The 17,277-nt window shown below is 72.7% G+C and carries 11 protein-coding genes; 1 reads left to right on the top strand and 10 read right to left on the bottom strand.

What is annotated here, in order from left to right; translation table 11 throughout:
- Together ACIBQZ_RS09805 and ACIBQZ_RS09800 are read right to left on the bottom strand one after the other, a co-directional pair.
- On the bottom strand, positions 1–879 hold the full coding sequence (locus ACIBQZ_RS09805; RefSeq protein ID WP_396088122.1) for an MHYT domain-containing protein: 879 nt from the start codon (positions 877–879) through the stop codon (positions 1–3).
- A gap of 157 nt (positions 880–1,036) precedes the next feature.
- Positions 1,037–4,333 (bottom strand): BTAD domain-containing putative transcriptional regulator, encoded by a 3,297-nt coding sequence (locus ACIBQZ_RS09800; RefSeq protein WP_396088121.1) that lies wholly within the window; start codon positions 4,331–4,333, stop codon positions 1,037–1,039.
- Positions 4,334–4,405: 72 nt separating this feature from the next.
- On the opposite strand from ACIBQZ_RS09800, the gene ACIBQZ_RS09795 reads away from it, so the two are divergent.
- Positions 4,406–5,272, top strand: a complete 867-nt coding sequence (locus ACIBQZ_RS09795; protein WP_396088120.1) for an alpha/beta fold hydrolase — start codon at positions 4,406–4,408, stop codon at positions 5,270–5,272.
- Here the strand turns inward: ACIBQZ_RS09795 and ACIBQZ_RS09790 are convergent.
- The 8 genes from ACIBQZ_RS09790 to ACIBQZ_RS09755 all read right to left on the bottom strand — a co-directional run bounded on the left by ACIBQZ_RS09790 (position 5,241) and on the right by ACIBQZ_RS09755 (position 17,153).
- Positions 5,241–7,334: an NACHT domain-containing protein gene (locus ACIBQZ_RS09790; protein ID WP_396088119.1), complete on the bottom strand. Its 2,094-nt coding sequence runs from the start codon at positions 7,332–7,334 to the stop codon at positions 5,241–5,243. The genes ACIBQZ_RS09795 and ACIBQZ_RS09790 overlap by 32 nt on opposite strands.
- A gap of 231 nt (positions 7,335–7,565) precedes the next feature.
- Positions 7,566–8,957, bottom strand: a complete 1,392-nt coding sequence (locus ACIBQZ_RS09785) for an NAD(P)/FAD-dependent oxidoreductase (protein WP_396088118.1) — start codon at positions 8,955–8,957, stop codon at positions 7,566–7,568.
- A gap of 2 nt (positions 8,958–8,959) precedes the next feature.
- On the bottom strand, positions 8,960–9,739 hold the full coding sequence (locus ACIBQZ_RS09780) for an ABC transporter permease (RefSeq protein WP_396088117.1): 780 nt from the start codon (positions 9,737–9,739) through the stop codon (positions 8,960–8,962).
- Positions 9,736–10,599, bottom strand: coding sequence for an ABC transporter permease (locus ACIBQZ_RS09775; protein WP_396088116.1), 864 nt, complete (start codon positions 10,597–10,599; stop codon positions 9,736–9,738). The genes ACIBQZ_RS09780 and ACIBQZ_RS09775 overlap by 4 nt, the downstream gene beginning before the upstream one ends.
- A gap of 4 nt (positions 10,600–10,603) precedes the next feature.
- On the bottom strand, positions 10,604–11,854 hold the full coding sequence (locus ACIBQZ_RS09770) for a spermidine/putrescine ABC transporter substrate-binding protein (RefSeq protein WP_396088115.1): 1,251 nt from the start codon (positions 11,852–11,854) through the stop codon (positions 10,604–10,606).
- Between the two features lie 2 nt (positions 11,855–11,856).
- Positions 11,857–12,981 (bottom strand): ABC transporter ATP-binding protein, encoded by a 1,125-nt coding sequence (locus tag ACIBQZ_RS09765; protein WP_396088113.1) that lies wholly within the window; start codon positions 12,979–12,981, stop codon positions 11,857–11,859.
- A 38-nt stretch (positions 12,982–13,019) separates the two neighbouring features.
- Complete coding sequence (locus ACIBQZ_RS09760; protein WP_396088112.1) at positions 13,020–14,456, bottom strand: gamma-aminobutyraldehyde dehydrogenase; 1,437 nt, start codon at positions 14,454–14,456, stop codon at positions 13,020–13,022.
- A gap of 219 nt (positions 14,457–14,675) precedes the next feature.
- Positions 14,676–17,153: a S8 family serine peptidase gene (locus tag ACIBQZ_RS09755; RefSeq protein ID WP_396088111.1), complete on the bottom strand. Its 2,478-nt coding sequence runs from the start codon at positions 17,151–17,153 to the stop codon at positions 14,676–14,678.
- Positions 17,154–17,277 lie beyond the last annotated feature (124 nt).

Genomic DNA, 17,277 nt, shown 5'->3' with positions numbered 1-17,277 from the left:
CTACTGACCCGCCCGGTCCCGGAACGTCCAGGAAGCCCCGCCCGTCGGCATCCGCCGCCCGTTCGGTCCCTGCTGCGGCGCCGGCTCGTACAGGTCGTCATCGTCGTTGCGTTCCAGGCGCGCCGCCAGGTACGCCGCCGCCGCCCGGTCCTCCTCGGTCGGCGCCGCCATCAGCGCGTACACCAGGCCGAGGATGCCGAAGATGACCGTGAGGCCGATCGGGATCAGCAGCGTGCTCGCGGTCGCGCCGGACAGTGAGCCGCCGGCCGTCCCTTCCCGCACGGACATCGCCGACATGCCCATGAAGTGCATGCCGTTCACCGCGATGCCCATGACCAGGGCGGATACCAGGATCGCCAGCGGCCGCTGCACGGTCATCGCCAGCCACAGGGCCACCGTCGCCGCGACCACCGCGATGATGACCGCGGCCGCCACCCGGTTGGTCTCGTAGTTGATCGTGCCGTCGAGGTCCATCGCCCACATGCCGGTGAAGTGCATCGCGGCCACGCCCAGGCCGGCGAAGATGCCGCCGATGACGATCCGGACGCCGTTCACCCTGGTGCCGACGGCCGCGATGGACAGGCCGATGGCGACCGCGCCGATGGCCAGGAACGCGCTGAGCGCGGTGACCGGCACGTCGTACCGGATCGGCAGACCGACCACGCTGAAGCCGAGCATCGCCACGAAGTGCATGGTCCAGATGCCGGTGCCGCCGATGGCGACCGCCGCGAGGGCGAGCCACCAGGTCCGCCAGCCGGCGCTCGGCGCCGAGCGCAGCCGGACGGCGCACACCAGGCCCAGCAGTGAGCCGAGCACGGACAGCGCGTAGCTGAACGTCGGCGTGAGCCAACCGTGCTCAAAGTGGTGGATCTCCGCCATGCCTGGTCACTCCCCTTGATCGCGCTACCGATGCATCCTGCCTGCCTTTCCCCGGATCGGCATCGTGATGCGGGTCGCGGACGCCGGATTTCGACGTTGGTAGGGGGTATTCCTGGCTGTTCGGAGCCGGGCGGCGACCATCGATCGGATCGGCCGATCAAGATGGACGAGGGGCCGGTCGCTCCAGGTGATCAAAGACCGGACCGAGCGTGATCATGCCACTGCCCGCGCCGGCGATCTCGGCGGCGGCCGGGCGCAGGTCCGCCCGGATCCGGGCCAGCGTGGCGTGATCGTCCAGGGCGTGGGCGGCCCGGGCGGCGAGGCACAGCCGGGCCTCCCACAGCAGATCGTGCGGGGACTCGGGCCGGGACCGCAGCGCGTCGGCGGCACCCGCGCGGTCGCCTGCGGCGAGCCGGATCAAGGGCCGGACCCAAGGCTCGTACGGGCCGAAGTCCCCGTCCTGCCACCCGTCGGCGTCCAGGGTCAGCCGGGCCAGCGCGAACAGCCCGTCCGCCAGCCCGGGCATGCCGCTGCCGGCAAGCGTGGCCTGCGCAGCCCGGTACGCGGCCTCGGCCTCGTCCACCCGGCCGGCCAGGGCCAGGCGCAACGCGGCGTACCAGCGGGTGAGCACGCCCACCAGCGGCAGGTCGTAGCGCGCGGCGAGCCGGTCGGCGGCCTGCGCGTGTTCGTCGGCGGTGGCGGGCTCGCCGAGCGCACTGTGTGCCTGCATCAGGATCAGATGGCCGAGGACCTCAAACGTGACCAGCTCCGCCCGGGCGGCTACCGCGACCAATTCGGCGCCGATCCGGGCCCGCTCCGGCGCCAGCCCGGTCCGGCCGAACGTGTGCATGAACCGCGCGTTGAGCGCGAACGCCAGCAACCCGGGATCGCCGACCCGCCGGGCGATCACCTCGGCCTCGCGGGCGGCCCGGTCGCCGCGGTCCGTGGTCGTGCCGCGCAGCTCGAGCGCGATCGTGCTCAGCAGCCGGCTGCGCTGCTCGGGCCGGAGCGGGCGGAGCCCGTCAAGGGTCCGCTCGGCCATGGCGACGATCTGCCCGGACAGCTGCTCGTCGTCGTTGCGGGTCCAGACCGCGGGCACGGCGAAGGCGGCCAGAACGCTCGCGGCCAGCTCCGGATCGTCGAGCCCGCGGACCGCGGCGACCGCCTCGGCCCGGTGCCGGCGCGCCTCGTCCAGGTGCCCGGTCACCGCCAGCGCCCGGCCCAGGCCCATGACGGCGGTCAGCCGGCCGCGGACTCCGGCGTCCGGCCCGCGGTCGTACGCGTCCAGGGCCTGCCGCCACAGCCGCGCCGCCTCGTGCGGGCGCGAGCCGCGTTCGGCCTGCTCGGCGGCCGCCGCCGAGTAGCGGGCGGCGCGGCCCGCGGTGGCCGGGCTCGCGGCCCGCGCGAAGTGGTGGGCCAGGGCGGTGACGTCCGCCGGGCGCAGCCGCTCCAGCGCCGCGCCGGCGGCGGCATGCCAGTGGGCCCGGCGCAGCGCGGACAGTTCGCCGTAAACGGTATCCCGGACGAGCACGTGGGCGAACCGCGCCCGCCCGCCCGGCCTGTCCTCGGTGAGCAGCCCGGCGCGCAGGGCCGCGTCCAGGGCGTCCAGCATCGCCGCCTCGTCGCCGGTCAGCGCCGCCAGCACGTCCGGGTCGAGATCGCGACCCAGCACGGCCGCCTGCCGCAGCACGACCTGATCGGGCTCCGCCAGCCGGGCGATCCGGTGCCGGATCACATCCCGCACCCCGGCCGGCACCCGCTCCAGCGCCGCGCCGCCCTCGGTGGCGAGCAGCCGCGCGAGCTCCCGCACAAAAAACGGATTCCCCCCGCTGCGCCGATGGATCAGCCCCGCGGTCGCCAAATCAAGATCAAAACCAGCCACGGTACGGGCCAGAGCCCCCGTCGCCGCCACACCCAACCCACCGAGATAAACCCGCACCGGCTCAACACGCGCAAACCGGGCCAGCGCCGCCGTCAACCCGGCCGTGATCTCATCGGCCCGAAAGGTGCCGACCACCAGCACCGGCACCGGCTCGACCGCCAGCACGGCCAGCAGCTCGAGCGTCCCCTCATCAACCCGATGCAGATCGTCGGCGACCAGCAGCAGGGGCCCGCGGGCGGCGGAACCGGTCAGTCGTGCCACCGCCGCCCGCCGCCGCCGGAACCGAGCCACGGCAGGATCGCCACCCGCCTCAACCTCACGTCCACCCGGCTCTGCCTCCCCGTCCGGCCAGGTGACCGGCGCGCCCTCGTAGGCCGGACCCTGTCCCCAGATGGCGGTCCAGCCGAGCGCGGTCAGCCGGTGCGTCAGGGCATCGGCCAGAGCGGTCTTGCCGGCGCCGGCCTCCCCGGAGATGAGCGCGAGCATGGCCCGGCCCCGCGCGGCGACCCCCTCGGCCGCCTGCACCAGCAGCGCAAGCTCCTCATCCCGCCCGACAAGAACAGCCCCCGCCCCCGGCCCGGCGGCGGCTCCCGGCGCGGAGCCCGCCCCTGCGGCCGAACCTGGCCCGGCAACAACAACCCCTGGCCGCGCTCCTGGGCCCGCTCCCGGCCCGGAGCCTGGCCCGGCGGCCGATGCCGGCCCGGCGGCCGATGCCGGCCCGGCGGCCGATGCTTGCCCGGTGGCCGATGCTTGCCCGGCGGCCGATCCTGGGCCGGCGGCTGCTCTCGGCCCGTCGCGCGGGTCGGGCGGGCTCAGATGGGCTGCCTGGGCGAGGATGTCGCTCTCCAGCCGCCGCAGCCGCGGCCCAGGATCCATCCCCAGCTCAGCCACCAGAGTCGCCCGCACCTGCCGCAGCGCCCCCAACGCCTCCCCCTGCCGCCCGGCCCGATACAACGCCGTCGCCAGCAACTGCCACGCGTCCTCCCGCAACGGCTGCCCCGTGGCATGTGCCTGCAGATCGGAGACCGCGTCCGCCGCCCGGCCCAGCGCGAGCAGCGCCTCGGCCCGGCGTTCGATCGCCAGCAGGCGCAGCTCGTCCAGCCGGTCGATCTCGGCCCGGGCCCACGCCTCCGAGGCGTATTCCGCATAGGCCGGGCCGCGCCAGAGCCCGAGCGCCGCGTCCAGCCCGGCCAACGCCGACGCCGCCTGCCCCGCGCCGAGCAGCTCGCCCGCCGCGACCACTGCCGCCTCGAAGCGCCACGCGTCCACCGCGTCCGGCGCCGCCTGCAACGCGTACCCGGGTGGGGCGGTGACCAGCAGCCGGGCCGGTTGCCGCGGCAGCCGGCCGGGTTCCAGCGCCCGGCGCAGGTCCGACACGAAGGTGCGCAGCGCCGCGACCGCACCCCGCGGCGGCCGCTCCCACAGGTCGTCGGCCAGCAGGCCGACCGGCACCACCCGGCCGCGGGCGATCAGCAGCCGGGCCAGCACGGCCCGGTGCCGGGGACCCTTCAGCGGTACGGGACCCCGCGCGGTGTCCGCCCGCACGGGTCCCAGCACGCCGAAGGCCACCATGACCCCCAATCTAAGCAGCGCACTGATCCGTTGGTGATCGGCTGCTGATCCCGGCCGGGCAGCGTGCCGGCCATGAACCTCTCCATCACCGGATTCGACTACCGGCGCGTCACCGTCGCCGAGGACGTGGCGCTCAACGTCGCGGTCGGCGGCTCGGGCCCTCCGATCGTGCTGCTGCACGGCTTCCCGCAGACCCACCTGATGTGGCGGCACGTCGCCGCGGACCTGGCCGCCGACCACACCGTCATCTGCCCGGACCTGCGCGGTTACGGCGCGAGCGACAAGCCCGGCCACGGGTACGCCAAGCGGACCATGGCCGCGGACATCGTGGCGCTGGCCCGCGAGCTGGGCCACGACCGGTTCGCCCTGGCCGGCCACGACCGGGGCGCGCTGGTCGCGATCCGCGCCGGCCTCGACCACCCGGCGGCGGTCACCCACCTGGCCTCGCTGGACGTGCTGCCGACGCTGGACATGTGGGACGTCATGCACGGCGTGACCGCGGCCGTGGGCTTCCACCTGTACCTGATGGCTCAGCCCGCCGGCCTGCCCGAGGAGCTGATCGGGGCCGCACCGGACGCGTTCTTCGGCCACTTCCTGGACGGCTGGACGCAGCGCCCGGAGGCGATCCCGGCCGAGGTCCGCGCGGAATACCTGCGGGCGTCCCGGGAGGCCGTCCCGTCGATCGTCGCGGACTACCGGGCGTCGGCCGGCATCGACGTGGAGCACGACCGGGCCGACCGGGCGGCGGGCAACCGGCTCCGGATGCCGGTGACGGTGCTGCAGCAGGACTGGGGCGCGGCGCTGGGCTTCGACGCGGCGGCCATCTGGCGGTCCTGGGCGCCGGACCTGGAGCACCGGACGGTCTCCTGCGGGCACTTCATGGCCGAGGAGGCGCCGGCCGAGGTGGTCAAGGCGCTGCGGGACCTGCTGACCCGGTAGGGGCCGCGGCGAGGTGGTCCTGCAGCAGGTTGTGGCGGAACTGGTAGATGCCGCCGGCCTGCCGCAGGACGCCGCGGTCGTGCGCCTCGCCGAGGAACCGCATCAACCGCAGCGGCGTCCTCCGGCAAACCGCCAGCACCACGCGGGCGACACAGAACTGCCCCCACGCACTCAGGGCGATCGCCCCGCCGCCGATCAGGACGCAGAGGATGAGGAGGAAGATGAGGTCCACGATCTCCAGGCCGGCCGGGAACCCGGCGGCTATGGTCAACAGCGCGGCGTAGGGCACGCAGGTGGCCCCGGCGACGAGAGCCGCGTTCCGGTCCTCCAGCAACAGAGCGCGGGGGCTGAGGGCACGATGGTCCTCGCCGTGCGACTGGGTTCCACCCGCCACCAGCGGCGCAGAGATCCCTGCGGTCAGCGTGCCGACCACCCCGGCCAGCGGCTCACCCAGGAGGGCGGGGATCAGGCCGACCGAGCCGCCGATCGCCAGCCAGGCGCCGGGAGACAGGGTGAACCGGACCCGCCTCGGGTAGCTCTGCCCTTGGAATAACCGCCGGACCAGGCCGGAGGCGATGCCGACCGCCAGCCCGGCGCCCAGCCCGCTCCACAGCCACGCCGGTTGCGGGGCGATTTCTGCCGCGTACTGTGCCACGAAGACCCCGAACATCGCCATCGTCACGGCGACGAGCGTGGCGGTGCCGGTCCACACCACGGTCACCGCCTGGGCGGCCGGGCCGGGGGCGATCTCGTTGAGCCGCCACCAGGCGAGGTCGTATGTCCGGTCGGCCTTCAGATGCCGGGCCAAGGTGGTCAGCCAGCGCTGGGCCTTGCGCGCCTCCGCCGGCGTGCGGCCGGGATGGCCGCCGATCGCTGCCGCGTACGCGGCCGGGACGAGCCGGTGCAGCAGGTGCTTCTCGATGCCGTCCCGGCTCTGCGCCCATGCGGCGGTGAGCAGCTCACCCGGATCGCTGCCGCGGTGCTGGTACACGACCCGGGCGAGCCAGATCATCAACGGCGTGGACAGGGTCTGCACCAGCGGGGTGTCCGCGTTCGCCGCCAGCTGGGCGAGCACCGGGTCCCACCGCGGCCGCGGCTGGTCCGTGCCGTCGACCAGGTAGCGCGCCGCGTCGTCGGCGGTCAGCGGTTGCAGCTCGACCACGGGGGTCCGGGCCAGCGGCGAGGAGTCGTGCACCGCCCGCTCGTACGCCCGGGTCCGGCTGGTCAGCACGAAACTTCCGCCGGTGCCGGCCGCCGAGGCGATCGCCACCAGGGCCGGGCTGTGCCGGGCCGGGCCGATCTCGTCCAGGCCGTCCAGGACCGGCAGGATCATGCCGCGGGCCACCAGCTCGCGGGCCAGCGTCCGGCGTCCGCCGCCGGAGGTCTCGACCTTGCCGGCCACGAAACGGTGGTCCGTGGCCAGCCGCGTGGCGATCCACTCGTCCAGCGGCTGCGCCGGGTCCCAGCCCGCCACCGGCAGCAGCACCGGCACGGGATCCTGCTCGCCGCGGCGCTGCAGCAGCTCCAGGGTCAGCCGCAGCACCAGCATGGACTTGCCGGCGCCGGGCTCGCCGAGCACCACCAGCCGGCGCGGGGAGTCGGGATGGTCGAAGACCTCGGCCACCCGGTCGTAGGTGCCCTCCAGCGGGATCTCACCGGCGTCCGGCACCCCGCGCACCGATGCCCAGCTGACCATGACCAGCCGCGCCCGCCGGCTCACCTGCCAGCGCACCCGCAACGGCCACGGATCCTGGATCTGCCGCGCGACCTCTTCGGCGGTCCACTGCTCGACCTGCGCGCGGGCCAGGCTCTCCCGTGCGGCCGTCAGCCGTTCCGGGGTGACCGTCCCGGCGGCCTGGCCCGGCTCCTGCTGCCACAACCAGCGCAGGCCGCCGGCCAGCACCGCCGTGGCGGCGGTCGCCCCGAAGATGATGCTGGCCCACTTGTCCGCGTTGTCGCGGCCCTCGACGGCGAGGAACCAGCACAGTGTCGCGGCGGCGCCGACCCCGAAGATCAACAGGACGAAGAACCACACCCGGGGACTTTTCCACCACTTCGGCACCCGGACATGATGGCCGTCCGGCCCTCGCGGTCGTACTGTCCGTACGGCCAATCATCACTGTGGATCACGGGGCCGGGATGATCGCCTTGCCGCAGCGGCTCTCCAGGGCCACCCAGGCCTGCGGAACGCGGCACACACGGCGGTCGTGTTGTCGGCGGCCGGGTGGGTGATCGCTGCCGACTCCTGCGGGGCCTCCAGCCGGGGGAAGTCCCGGCACCGGGGTGCGGGCACTCAGGAGTCGAAGCCCAGGCCGACCTTGTCCAGGGTGCGCAGCCAGACGTTGCGGCGGCCCTCGTGCGCGTCCGCCCGGGCGATCGACCAGCGGGTCAGGTTGATCACCCCGGCGCGCACCGGCTCCGGCGGGAACGGCATCGGCTTGCGGCGCACCATCTTGAGCCGGGTCAGCTCGGTCTGTTCGCCGCCGAGCAGGTCCAGCATCACGTTCGCGCCGAACCGGGTGGCGCCCACGCCCAGCCCGGTGTAGCCCACCGCGTAGGCCAGCCGGCCGCTGTGCGCCGTACCGAAAAATCCGCTGAACCGGCTGCACGTGTCGATCACACCGCCCCACTTGTGCGTGAAACGCACGTCCTCGAGCTGCGGGAAGGTCTGCGCGAAGTGCTCGGCCAGCACCTCGAAGGTGGCCTCGCGCTGGTCGCGTTCCGGGCTGATCCGCCCGCCCCGGTAGTAGATCGCGTCGTAGCCGCCCCACAGGATGCGGTTGTCCGCGGTGAGCCGGTAGTAGTGGAACTGGTTGGCCGCGTCGCCGATCCCCTGCCGTTGCCGCCAGCCGATCGACGCCAGCTGCGCGGCGGTCAGCGGCTCGGTCATCAGCGCGTAGTCGTAGATCGGGACGACGTAGTGGTGCAGCCGCCGCAGCAGATTGCCGTGTGCCCCGGTGGCCAGCGCGACCTTTGCCGCGTCCAGCCGCCCGCGCCAGGTGTGCAGGCGTAACCCGGCGCCGGCCGTGGTGATCCGCTCGACCGGGGAGTTCTCGTAGATCCGGACGCCCAGCTCCCGGCAGGCCCGGCGCAGGCCCCAGACCAGCCGGGCCGGGTCGATGATCGCGCAGCCGGTGCGGTCCCAGACCCCGCCCAGGTAGGTGGGCGAGTTGACCTCGGCGCGGACCTGGTCGCGGTCCAGCAGCCGGACGTCCAGGCCGCGGTCGGTCGCCTCGCGGTGGTACGCGGTCAGCTCCCGCAGCTGCCAGTCGGCGGTTGCCACGTTGAGCTCACCGGTACGGGCGAAGTCGCACGCCATCCCGTACCGCTGCACGGCCCGCTCGATGTCGTCCAGGTTGGCCCGGCCGAGCCGTTCCAGGGTGTCCATCTCGTCGGGGAAGCGGCTCAGCCCGTTGTCGAAGCCGTGGGTCAGGCTGGCCGAGCAGAACCCGCCGTTGCGCCCGGAGGCTGCCCAGCCCGCCGTGCCCGCCTCGATGACCACCACGTCGCGGCCCGGGTCGCGTTCCTTGGCCAGCAGCGCCGTCCACAGCCCGCTGTAGCCGGCGCCGACCACGGCCAGGTCCGCCGCGTCGACGCCGTCCAGCGGGTCCGCGGCCGGCGGCGCACCCGCCTGCCCGAGCCAGTACGGCTCGGGCACCGCGTCGGCGAGGGCGCGCGCCGCCATGCTCAGGAGCTCTTCCGCGGCCGGGCCCGGATGCTGCTCGCCACCGCGATCAGCACCCCGCCCAGGAAGATCAGCGTGCCCATCACGTTGACCTGCGGCGGCAGCCCGACCCGGGTGGCGCCCCAGATCCACAGCGGGAACGTGGTGGTGGTGCCCGCGGTGAAGTTGGTGACCACGAAGTCGTCGATGCTCAGCGCGAACGCCAGCAGCATCCCGGACATCACCGCGGGCAGGATGATCGGGAAGGTGATCCGCCAGAACGTGGTCCACGCGTTGGCGCCCAGGTCGGCCGCCGCCTCCTCGACCGAGCGGTCCAGGGTGAGCACCCGGGCCCGCACGACCACCGCGACGAACGAGATCGAGAACATGATGTGCGCGATCGTGATGGTCACCGCGCCGAGCCCCACGCCCAGCGACACGAACAGGGTCAGCAGCGAGGCGCCCATCACCAGCTCGGGTGAGGAGATGACGGCGAACATGATCAGGTTGACCGTGCCCGAGCCGCGGAACCGGTAGCGGCCCAGCGCGTAGCCGATGCCGGTGCCCAGGGCGCCCGCGGCGACCGCGGTCACCACCGCGACCAGCAGCGAGACGATCAGCGCCTTGGTCAGCTCGTCGAGCGCGAAGACCCGGCCGTACCACTTGAGGGTGAAGCCCTCCCAGGTCTGGTTGTAGCGGCCCGGGGTGTCGTTGAAGCCGAACAGGATCATGACCAGCACCGGCAGGGTCAGCCACGCGATGACGGCCCAGGTGTAGAGGCGCAGGGCCCGCCCGGATCTCATCGCGCGGCCACCTTCATGACGTCCTCGGTGCCGAGCGCCCGGGCGTAGACGAAGACCCCGACCAGCAGCACCGCCATCAGCGTGAAGGACAGCGCCGAGGCAGTCGGGTAGTTCGAGCTGGTCAGGTACTGCGACTGGATGACCTGGCCGATCATCGTGGTGGACGAGCTGCCGAGCACCGCCGAGTTGACGTAGTCGGAGCTGGCCGGCACGAACGTCATCAGCACGCCGGCGAACACCCCGGGCAGCGCCAGCGGCAGGATCACCTTGCGGAACGCGGTGGGCGGGTCGGCGTACAGGTCGCGGGCGGCCTCGACCACCCGCGGGTCGATGCGTTCCAGCGCCACGTAGATCGGCAGCACCATGAACGGCAGGAAGTTGTAGACCAGGCCGAGGATCACCGCGACCGGCGTACCCAGGATGTTGAAACCGTCCGGGAGCAGGCCGATGTCCTTGAGCGGGCCGAGCAGCAGCCCCTCGTCGGTGAGGATGTAGCGCCACGAGATCGTGCGCAGCACGAACGAGACGAAGAACGGCAGCAACAGCAGGAACAGGAAGGCCGGCTTGCGCCGCCCACCGTAGAAGGCGATCCAGTACGCGACCGGGAACGCCAGCACGATCAGCACGACCGTGGTGATCGCCCCGTAGATCAGCGAGCGGACCAGCTGGGTCCGGTAGTTGCCGATCGCGTCCACGTAGGTCTGCCAGTGCCCGGTGAAGACGTACCCGGACACCACGTCGCCCTCCTGGAGCGAGAGCGACAGCATCGTCACCATCGGGATCACGAAGAACAGCAGCAGCCACAGGCCGCCCGGCAGGATCAACAGGTAGGGCGCGAGCACACGCCGAGAGCGCGACACGGGCTCAGGCCAGCACGATCGGTTCGAAGATGCCCTGGAACTCCTGCTTCTCGGCAACCGTCTTGAAGTCGACGTAGTAGTGCAGCTTGGCGTAGTCGCTCTGCGCGGGGAAGACCAGCGGGCTGCCGGCCACCGCCTCCATGGCGGCCTTGTCGTCGCCGGTCAGCTTGGCCGCGTGCTCCTTGATCTTGGCCTGCGCGGCCGGCACCGGGCAGACGTAGTTGATGTACTCGGCCAGCGTCGCGGCGTTCTCCACCTCGTAGAAGAAGTCGATCAGCTTGATCGCGTCGAGCGGGTTCTGCGCGGTGATCGGGATGGCGAAGTTGTCCGTCCAGATCGTGCCGCCCTCCTCCGGGATCACGAACTTGAAGTCCGTGCCGTCGGAGACGTTCTTCTGGAAGATGTCGCCGGACCAGGCCTGGGTGATCCACACCTCGCCCTTGCCCAGCGCGTCCACGTAGCTCTGGTCGTAGTAGTTGCGCACCTGGCCGGCGCTCTTCTGCTCCTTGAGCTTCTCGGCCGCCTTCTTCCAGTCCTCCGGGGTGGACTTCGCCGGGTCGATGCCGAGCGCCATCAGGCCGAAGTTGGCCAGCTCCTGGGTGTCGGAGTACATGCCGACCTTGCCCTTGAACGCCGGGTCCCAGAGGTCGGCCAGCTTGGTGATCGGCCGGGTGATCTTCTTCGGGTCGTACGCGATCCCGGTGATCCCGGAGGTCCACGGCACGGAGTAGACGTTGCCCTTGTCATAGGCGGAGTTGGCGTACGACGGGTCGGCGTTGGCCAGGTAGTTGGGCAGCTTGCTGTGGTCCAGCGGGGCCAGGAAGCCGGAGTCCACGAACTGCTTGAACTGGATGCCGTTGGTGATCACCATGAGGTCGAAGCCGATCGACTGGCCGGCCGCGAGCTGCGGCTGCACCTTGGCGAACCAGGGGCCCATCTCCTGGATGACCTCCTGGTACTTCACCGTGACCCCGGTGGCCTTGGTGAACTTCTTCAGCTCGGGCTGCTCGGGGTCCATGTAGAGCGGCCAGTTGGCGAAGTCGACCTTGCCGTTGCTGGTCTTGCCGGCCCAGTACTTGGCCACCGCGTCCGGCGCGGGGGCGGAGGGGGTGGTCGTGCCGGTGCCCTTGACGCCGCAGGCGGCCAGCGCCATGGCGAACGCCGACAGGCCGGACACCCGCAGGGCGTCGCGCCGGCCGAGCCGGCGCTGGGTCATGCCGCGGATCAAGGAGGGGTCGGGGAGGTTCGAAGGCACGATCAGACTCCGATCGGGTATGAGTGCTGCGGGCTCCAGCTGAGGTACACGCGGTCGCCGGGACCGGCCAGGTCCTCGGCGGAGTAGGCGTTCTGGTCGAAGACCACGAAGTCGGGGCCGGCCGAGGTCTTGACCGTGTAGTTGGTCGAGGTGCCGTGGTAGACGACCTCGGTCACCAGCCCGGTGAGCACGCTGGTCCCGGCGCCGTCCGGCGGCTGCTGGGAGAGGTCGATCTTCTCCGGCCGGACCGAGACCTCCAGCTCGTCGCCGACCGCCATGGCCCCGCTCACCGGCACGAGCACCCGCTCGCCTGCGCCGAAGCTGAGCACGGCCACGTCGCCGGACACGCTCTCGACCGTGCCGTCGACCAGGTTCGAGGTGCCGATGAAGCCGGCCACGAAGCGGGTGGCCGGGCGCTCGTAGATCTCCCGCGGCGAGCCGAGCTGGTCGATCCGGCCGGCCTCCATGACGGCGATCCGGTCCGACATGGTCAGCGCCTCACCCTGGTCGTGCGTCACGTAGACGAAGGTGATGCCCACCTCGCGCTGGATGCGCTTGAGCTCCACCTGCATCTGCTGGCGCAGCTTGAGGTCCAGCGCGCCCAGCGGCTCGTCGAGCAGCAGCGCCCGGGGCCGGTTGACCAGCGCCCGGGCCAGCGCCACCCGCTGCTGCTGGCCGCCGGACATCTCCCGCGGCGCCCGCTTCTCCATGCCGGTCAGCGAGACGATCTCCATGATCTCGCCGGCCCGGCGGCGGATCTCGTCCTTGGCGACCTTCTTGCGCTCCAGCCCGAAGGCCACGTTCTGGTACGCGGTCAGGTGCGGGAACAGCGCGTACGACTGGAAGACCATGTTGACGTCGCGCTTGTTCGGCGAGACCCGGGTGACGTCCTTGCCGTCGAGGTACACCGTGCCGCCGGTGGGTTCCTCGAAGCCGGCGATCATCCGCATCGTCGTGGTCTTGCCGCAGCCCGACGGGCCCAGCAGCGAGAAGAACTCGCCCTGCGCGATGGTCAGGTCCAGCCGGCGTACGGCCTGCACGGTGTCCCCGTGCGACAGGTAGTCCTTGTGGACCCCGACCAGCTTGATGGCCGGTTGGCCGGGGTCGTCGTCTGCACCAGTGGTCATGCTTTCCTCTTCGCGCGCGGGGGGACGGGCGGGCCGGGTCAGCCCAGATGACTCATCACGTGTTTGATCCGGGTGTACTCCTCGAACCCGTACATCGAGAGGTCCTTGCCGTAGCCCGAGTGGCCGAAACCGCCGTGCGGCATCTCCGACACGAAGGGCAGATGGGTGTTGATCCACACCGCGCCGAAGTTCAGCCGGCGGGACACCCGCATCGCCCGGCCGTGGTCGCGGGTCCAGACGCTCGCGCTCAGGCCGAACCGTACGTCGTTGGCCCGGCGCACCGCGCCGTCCTCGTCGTCGAACTCCTGCACGGTGATCACCGGGCCGAAGATCTCGTCCTGGATCATCTCGTCGGGCTGGCGCAGGCCGGCGACCACCGTGGGCTCGAGGAAGTAGCCGCGGTCGCCGATCCGCCGGCCGCCGGTCACCACCCGGGCGTGCTCGGGCGTCCGGTCCAGGAAGCCGCGCACCCGGTCCAGCTGGGCGACGTTGTTGACCGGTCCGAAGTACGCGTCCGGATCGGCCGGGCCGCCGACCCGGGTGTTCTTGGCCGCGGCGGCCAGCGCGTCGGTGAAGTCCGCCGCCACCCGGGCGTGCACGAGCACCCGGGTCGCGGCGGTGCAGTCCTGGCCGGCGTTGAAGTAGCCGGCGACGGCGACGGCGGCGGCGGTCGCCTCGAGGTCGACGTCGTCGAACACGATCACCGGCGCCTTGCCGCCCAGCTCGAGGTGGACCTTCTTGAGGTCCGCGGCGGCCGCGGCGGCGACCTCCATCCCGGCCCGGGTGGAGCCGGTGATCGAGACGAGCTGCGGGGTGGGGTGGACGACCAGGGCCCGGCCGGTGTCCCGGTCACCGCAGACCACGTTGAGCACGCCGGGCGGCAGGAACTCGGCGGCGATCTCGGCGAGCAGCAGGGTGCTGACCGGCGTGGTGTCCGAGGGCTTGAGCACCACGGCGTTGCCGGCCGCGATGGCGGGTGCGAACTTCCACACCGCCATGACCATCGGATAGTTCCACGGGGTCACCTGGGCGCACACGCCGATCGGCTCGCGCCGGACCCAGGAGGTGTGGTCCCGCAGGTACTCACCGGCGGACTTGCCCTCCAGCACCCGGGCGGCCCCGGCGAAGAAGCGCAGCTCGTCCAGGAGCGGAGCCATCTCCTCGGCGCGGGTGGCCTCGACCGGTTTGCCGGTGTTGCGGCATTCCGCGGCGATGATCTCGTCCGCCCGGGCCTCGACGGCGTCGGCGATGCGCAGCAGGGCACGCTGCCGGTCGGCCGGCGTGCTGTCCCGCCACACCTCGAAGCCCGCCTCGGCGGCGGAGAACGCGGCGGCGACGTCCGTGGCCGAGGAGACCGGGGCGTAGGCGTACGCCTCCCCGGTGCACGGGTCGATCACCGCCGACGTCGCGCCGTCGACGGGGTCGGCGGCGGACCCGCCGACGAAGTTGCGGAGGACCGGTAGGTCGGTGCTCATGGAATTCGGACCTCCCGCCTCGGGGCTTGTGACAGCCCCCACACGAAGAGGTGGACCTTGACATAGCCGAAGACCTAAAGACAAGGGAATCCGAAGGATTTTGCAGGACCGAAACGGAATCAGGAGCGGGCCCCCGTGCCCAACTACGCAATCCGCCGCAGACGCCGCGTGATCGCCGGGTTTCCGCAGGGTGATCCAGTTGTGTCGATCGGCCGCGGCTCAGTGCTCGCCGAAGGTGTCGTGGGTTTCGTAGCGCCCGGTGGGCGGGGTGACGGTGGTCCGGTTCGCGCCACCTTCCCAGGTCACCGAACCGTCCGAATTGCGCAGTACGTACTTGTAGGCGACCGCGGTGTTCGGCGGCAGGCCGGTCGTGCCCGACCACACCGGATAACCCGCGGCGTCCAGCGCCAGCCCGCGTGCCGGGTCCCAGCCGCCGAGCGCCGGCGCGTCGCCGACGACCAGCACCTGCTGCCCCCAGGTGGTCGGCGCGGTGACGTGGAAGACCGCCCGCACGATCCCGCCGGCCGGCGGCCGGAACGTCACCCCGGTGCCCTCGCCGACCGCGCCCGCGGTGTCGGTGGCGGCGGTGAGCCCGTCACGGCCGTCGGCGTTCTCGATCCCGATGGTCGCGCTGCGCCCGTCGGCCAGCGGTCCGGTCAGACCCCGATACCGGTACGTGACGGAGCCGTCGACGCGCAGTTCGGCCGTCACGGACACCCGCTGGCCGCGGTCGGCGAAGAAGGTCACGTTGCGCCACTCGACGACGAACGCGTCGGCCGTGGCGCTCGTGTAGACGCCCGCCTGCTCGTCGATGACCAGGTCGTCCCAGAACGCGTACAGGGCCGCGTTCGGCGCCGGCTCGTCGGGGACCGGCCGGTTGGTGAAGGCGGTGTCCGGGCCGGCGAAGCTGAGCAGGCCGTTGCTGCTGACCCACGCCCGGTCGTGGCCCACGCCGTAGTGGTCGAAGCCGAACGGCAGCGCGAGTTCGGTGGCCACGTCGTCGCCGGTCAGCTCGACGCGTGTGGTGCCGGGCCGGTAGTCCGAGGTCGCCGGGGCGCAGGTATGCCCCACCACGTCGGTCCGGGCCGGGAGCACGACGTCGGCCTCGGCGTCGCCGGCCAGGTCCAGCCGGCGCTCGGCCGGGGCGAGGCAGCCGGAGGGCGGCGTCACCCGCAGCACGTACGTCCCCAGCGGCGCGGTCAGCCGGTACTGCCCGGCGGCGTCGGTCCGGGTCGAGATGCTGCCCAGGGCGACCCGCACGCCGGCCACCGCCCCGGCCGGCCCGGTCACCACGCCGCGCAGGCTCGCCGTCGGCGGCGGGTTCAGCGCCCGGGTGACCGCCGCGTACGCGTCCAGCCGCCCCTCGCCGTACACGTTGTTGTCCTCCGGGGCGCCGCCGCACGACGGGTCGGCGGTGTCCACGGCCGTCGCGTCCAGGACCTGCCGGGTCGCCGCGACGTCGTGGCGCAGGCCCGGGACCTTGGACCAGAGCAGCGCCACCGTGCCCGCGGTGTGCGGCGAGGCCATCGAGGTGCCGCTGTAGGAGGCGTATCCGCCGGGGACGCTGGAGCGCACGTCCACGCCGGGGGCCGCCAGGTCCGGCTTGACCTCGGCGTCCCCGCCCCCGCCGCGGCTGGAGAAGGCGGCGGCCAGGTTGTCGCGGTCCAGGGCGCCGGACGCGTACGAGAAGGCGTAGCCGCCCGGGGTGCCGACGGTCGCGCAGCCCGGCCCGGTGTTGCCGGCCGAGAAGGCCGGGAAGATGCCGGCGGCCACCCAGGCGGCCACGACCTGCTGGTACCACGGGTCGGCGCCGGGGCCGCCCCACGAGTTGTTGACGACGTCCGGCGCCAGGTCGGGGCGCGGGTTCCGGCCGTCGCGGTCGGTCGGTGCGAGGATCCACTGCCCCGCGGCGAGCAGCGCCGCCGCCGAGCAGCCGGACGACTCGCAGCCCTTCGCGGCGATCCACCGGGCGCCCGGCGCGACGCCGACGGCCGGGTTTCCGCCGCCGGCCATCGTGCCCATGGTGTGGGTGCCGTGGCCGTTGGTGTCGCAGGGCGTGCCGGCCGGGCACAGGCCGGTCGGGTCGAACCAGTTGTAGTCGTGCGTGACGCTGCCGTCCGCGCCGCGCCCCCGGTAGCTCGCGGCCAGCGCGGGGTGGTCGTACTGCACCCCGGTGTCGATGGTGGCCACCACGATGCCGGCGCCCGTGTCGTCGAGGCCGGACCAGACGCGCGGCGCGCCGATCCGGTCGATGTTCCACTCGACGTCGCCGATCGGCGCGACGCCCGCTCCCGGCGCGGGCCGCGGCAGCGCCAGCACCCGGTCGGCGAGCACGGCGCTCACCTCGGGCCGGGCGGCGACGGCGGCGGCCAGCCGGGCGTCGCCGGTCACCCGGATCGTGTCGACGATCCAGTACGGAGTGAAGCCCACCCGCCGGTCCCGCAGGTAGCGGCGCAGCCCGGCCTGGCGCCGGTCGGCCTGCCCGGTCCGGTCCCCGAAGACCGCCGTGCCCCGGGCCGGCCGGGCGCCAGGGTCGTCGCGCAGCATCACCCAGAACACGCCGGTGCCCCCGTCGGCGAGTTGCGCCCGCAGCGCCGGCTCGAGCTTCCCGGCGCCGGCCCAGGCCGCCTGCGGGACGCCGACCAGCCCCGCCAGCAGCACCAGCAGACCCACCAGGGCAGTGCATGTCCTGCGCATGTCCCGTCCTCCCGTCGTGTGCGACGGGAAGCATCTTCCGGACAAATAGTTACCCCTCGATGACAGAGCGACGTCGTAAGCAAGAGTTTTCGTTAACTTGCTGCAAGTTCTTGCATCGAAGATC

Origin of the sequence: Actinoplanes sp. NPDC049599, assembly GCF_044465625.1 — a bacterium.
Taxonomy (GTDB): Bacteria; Actinomycetota; Actinomycetes; order Mycobacteriales; family Micromonosporaceae; genus Actinoplanes.
Note: the sequence above shows the minus strand (reverse complement) of the source record. Positions and strands in the feature narration are given on the sequence as shown.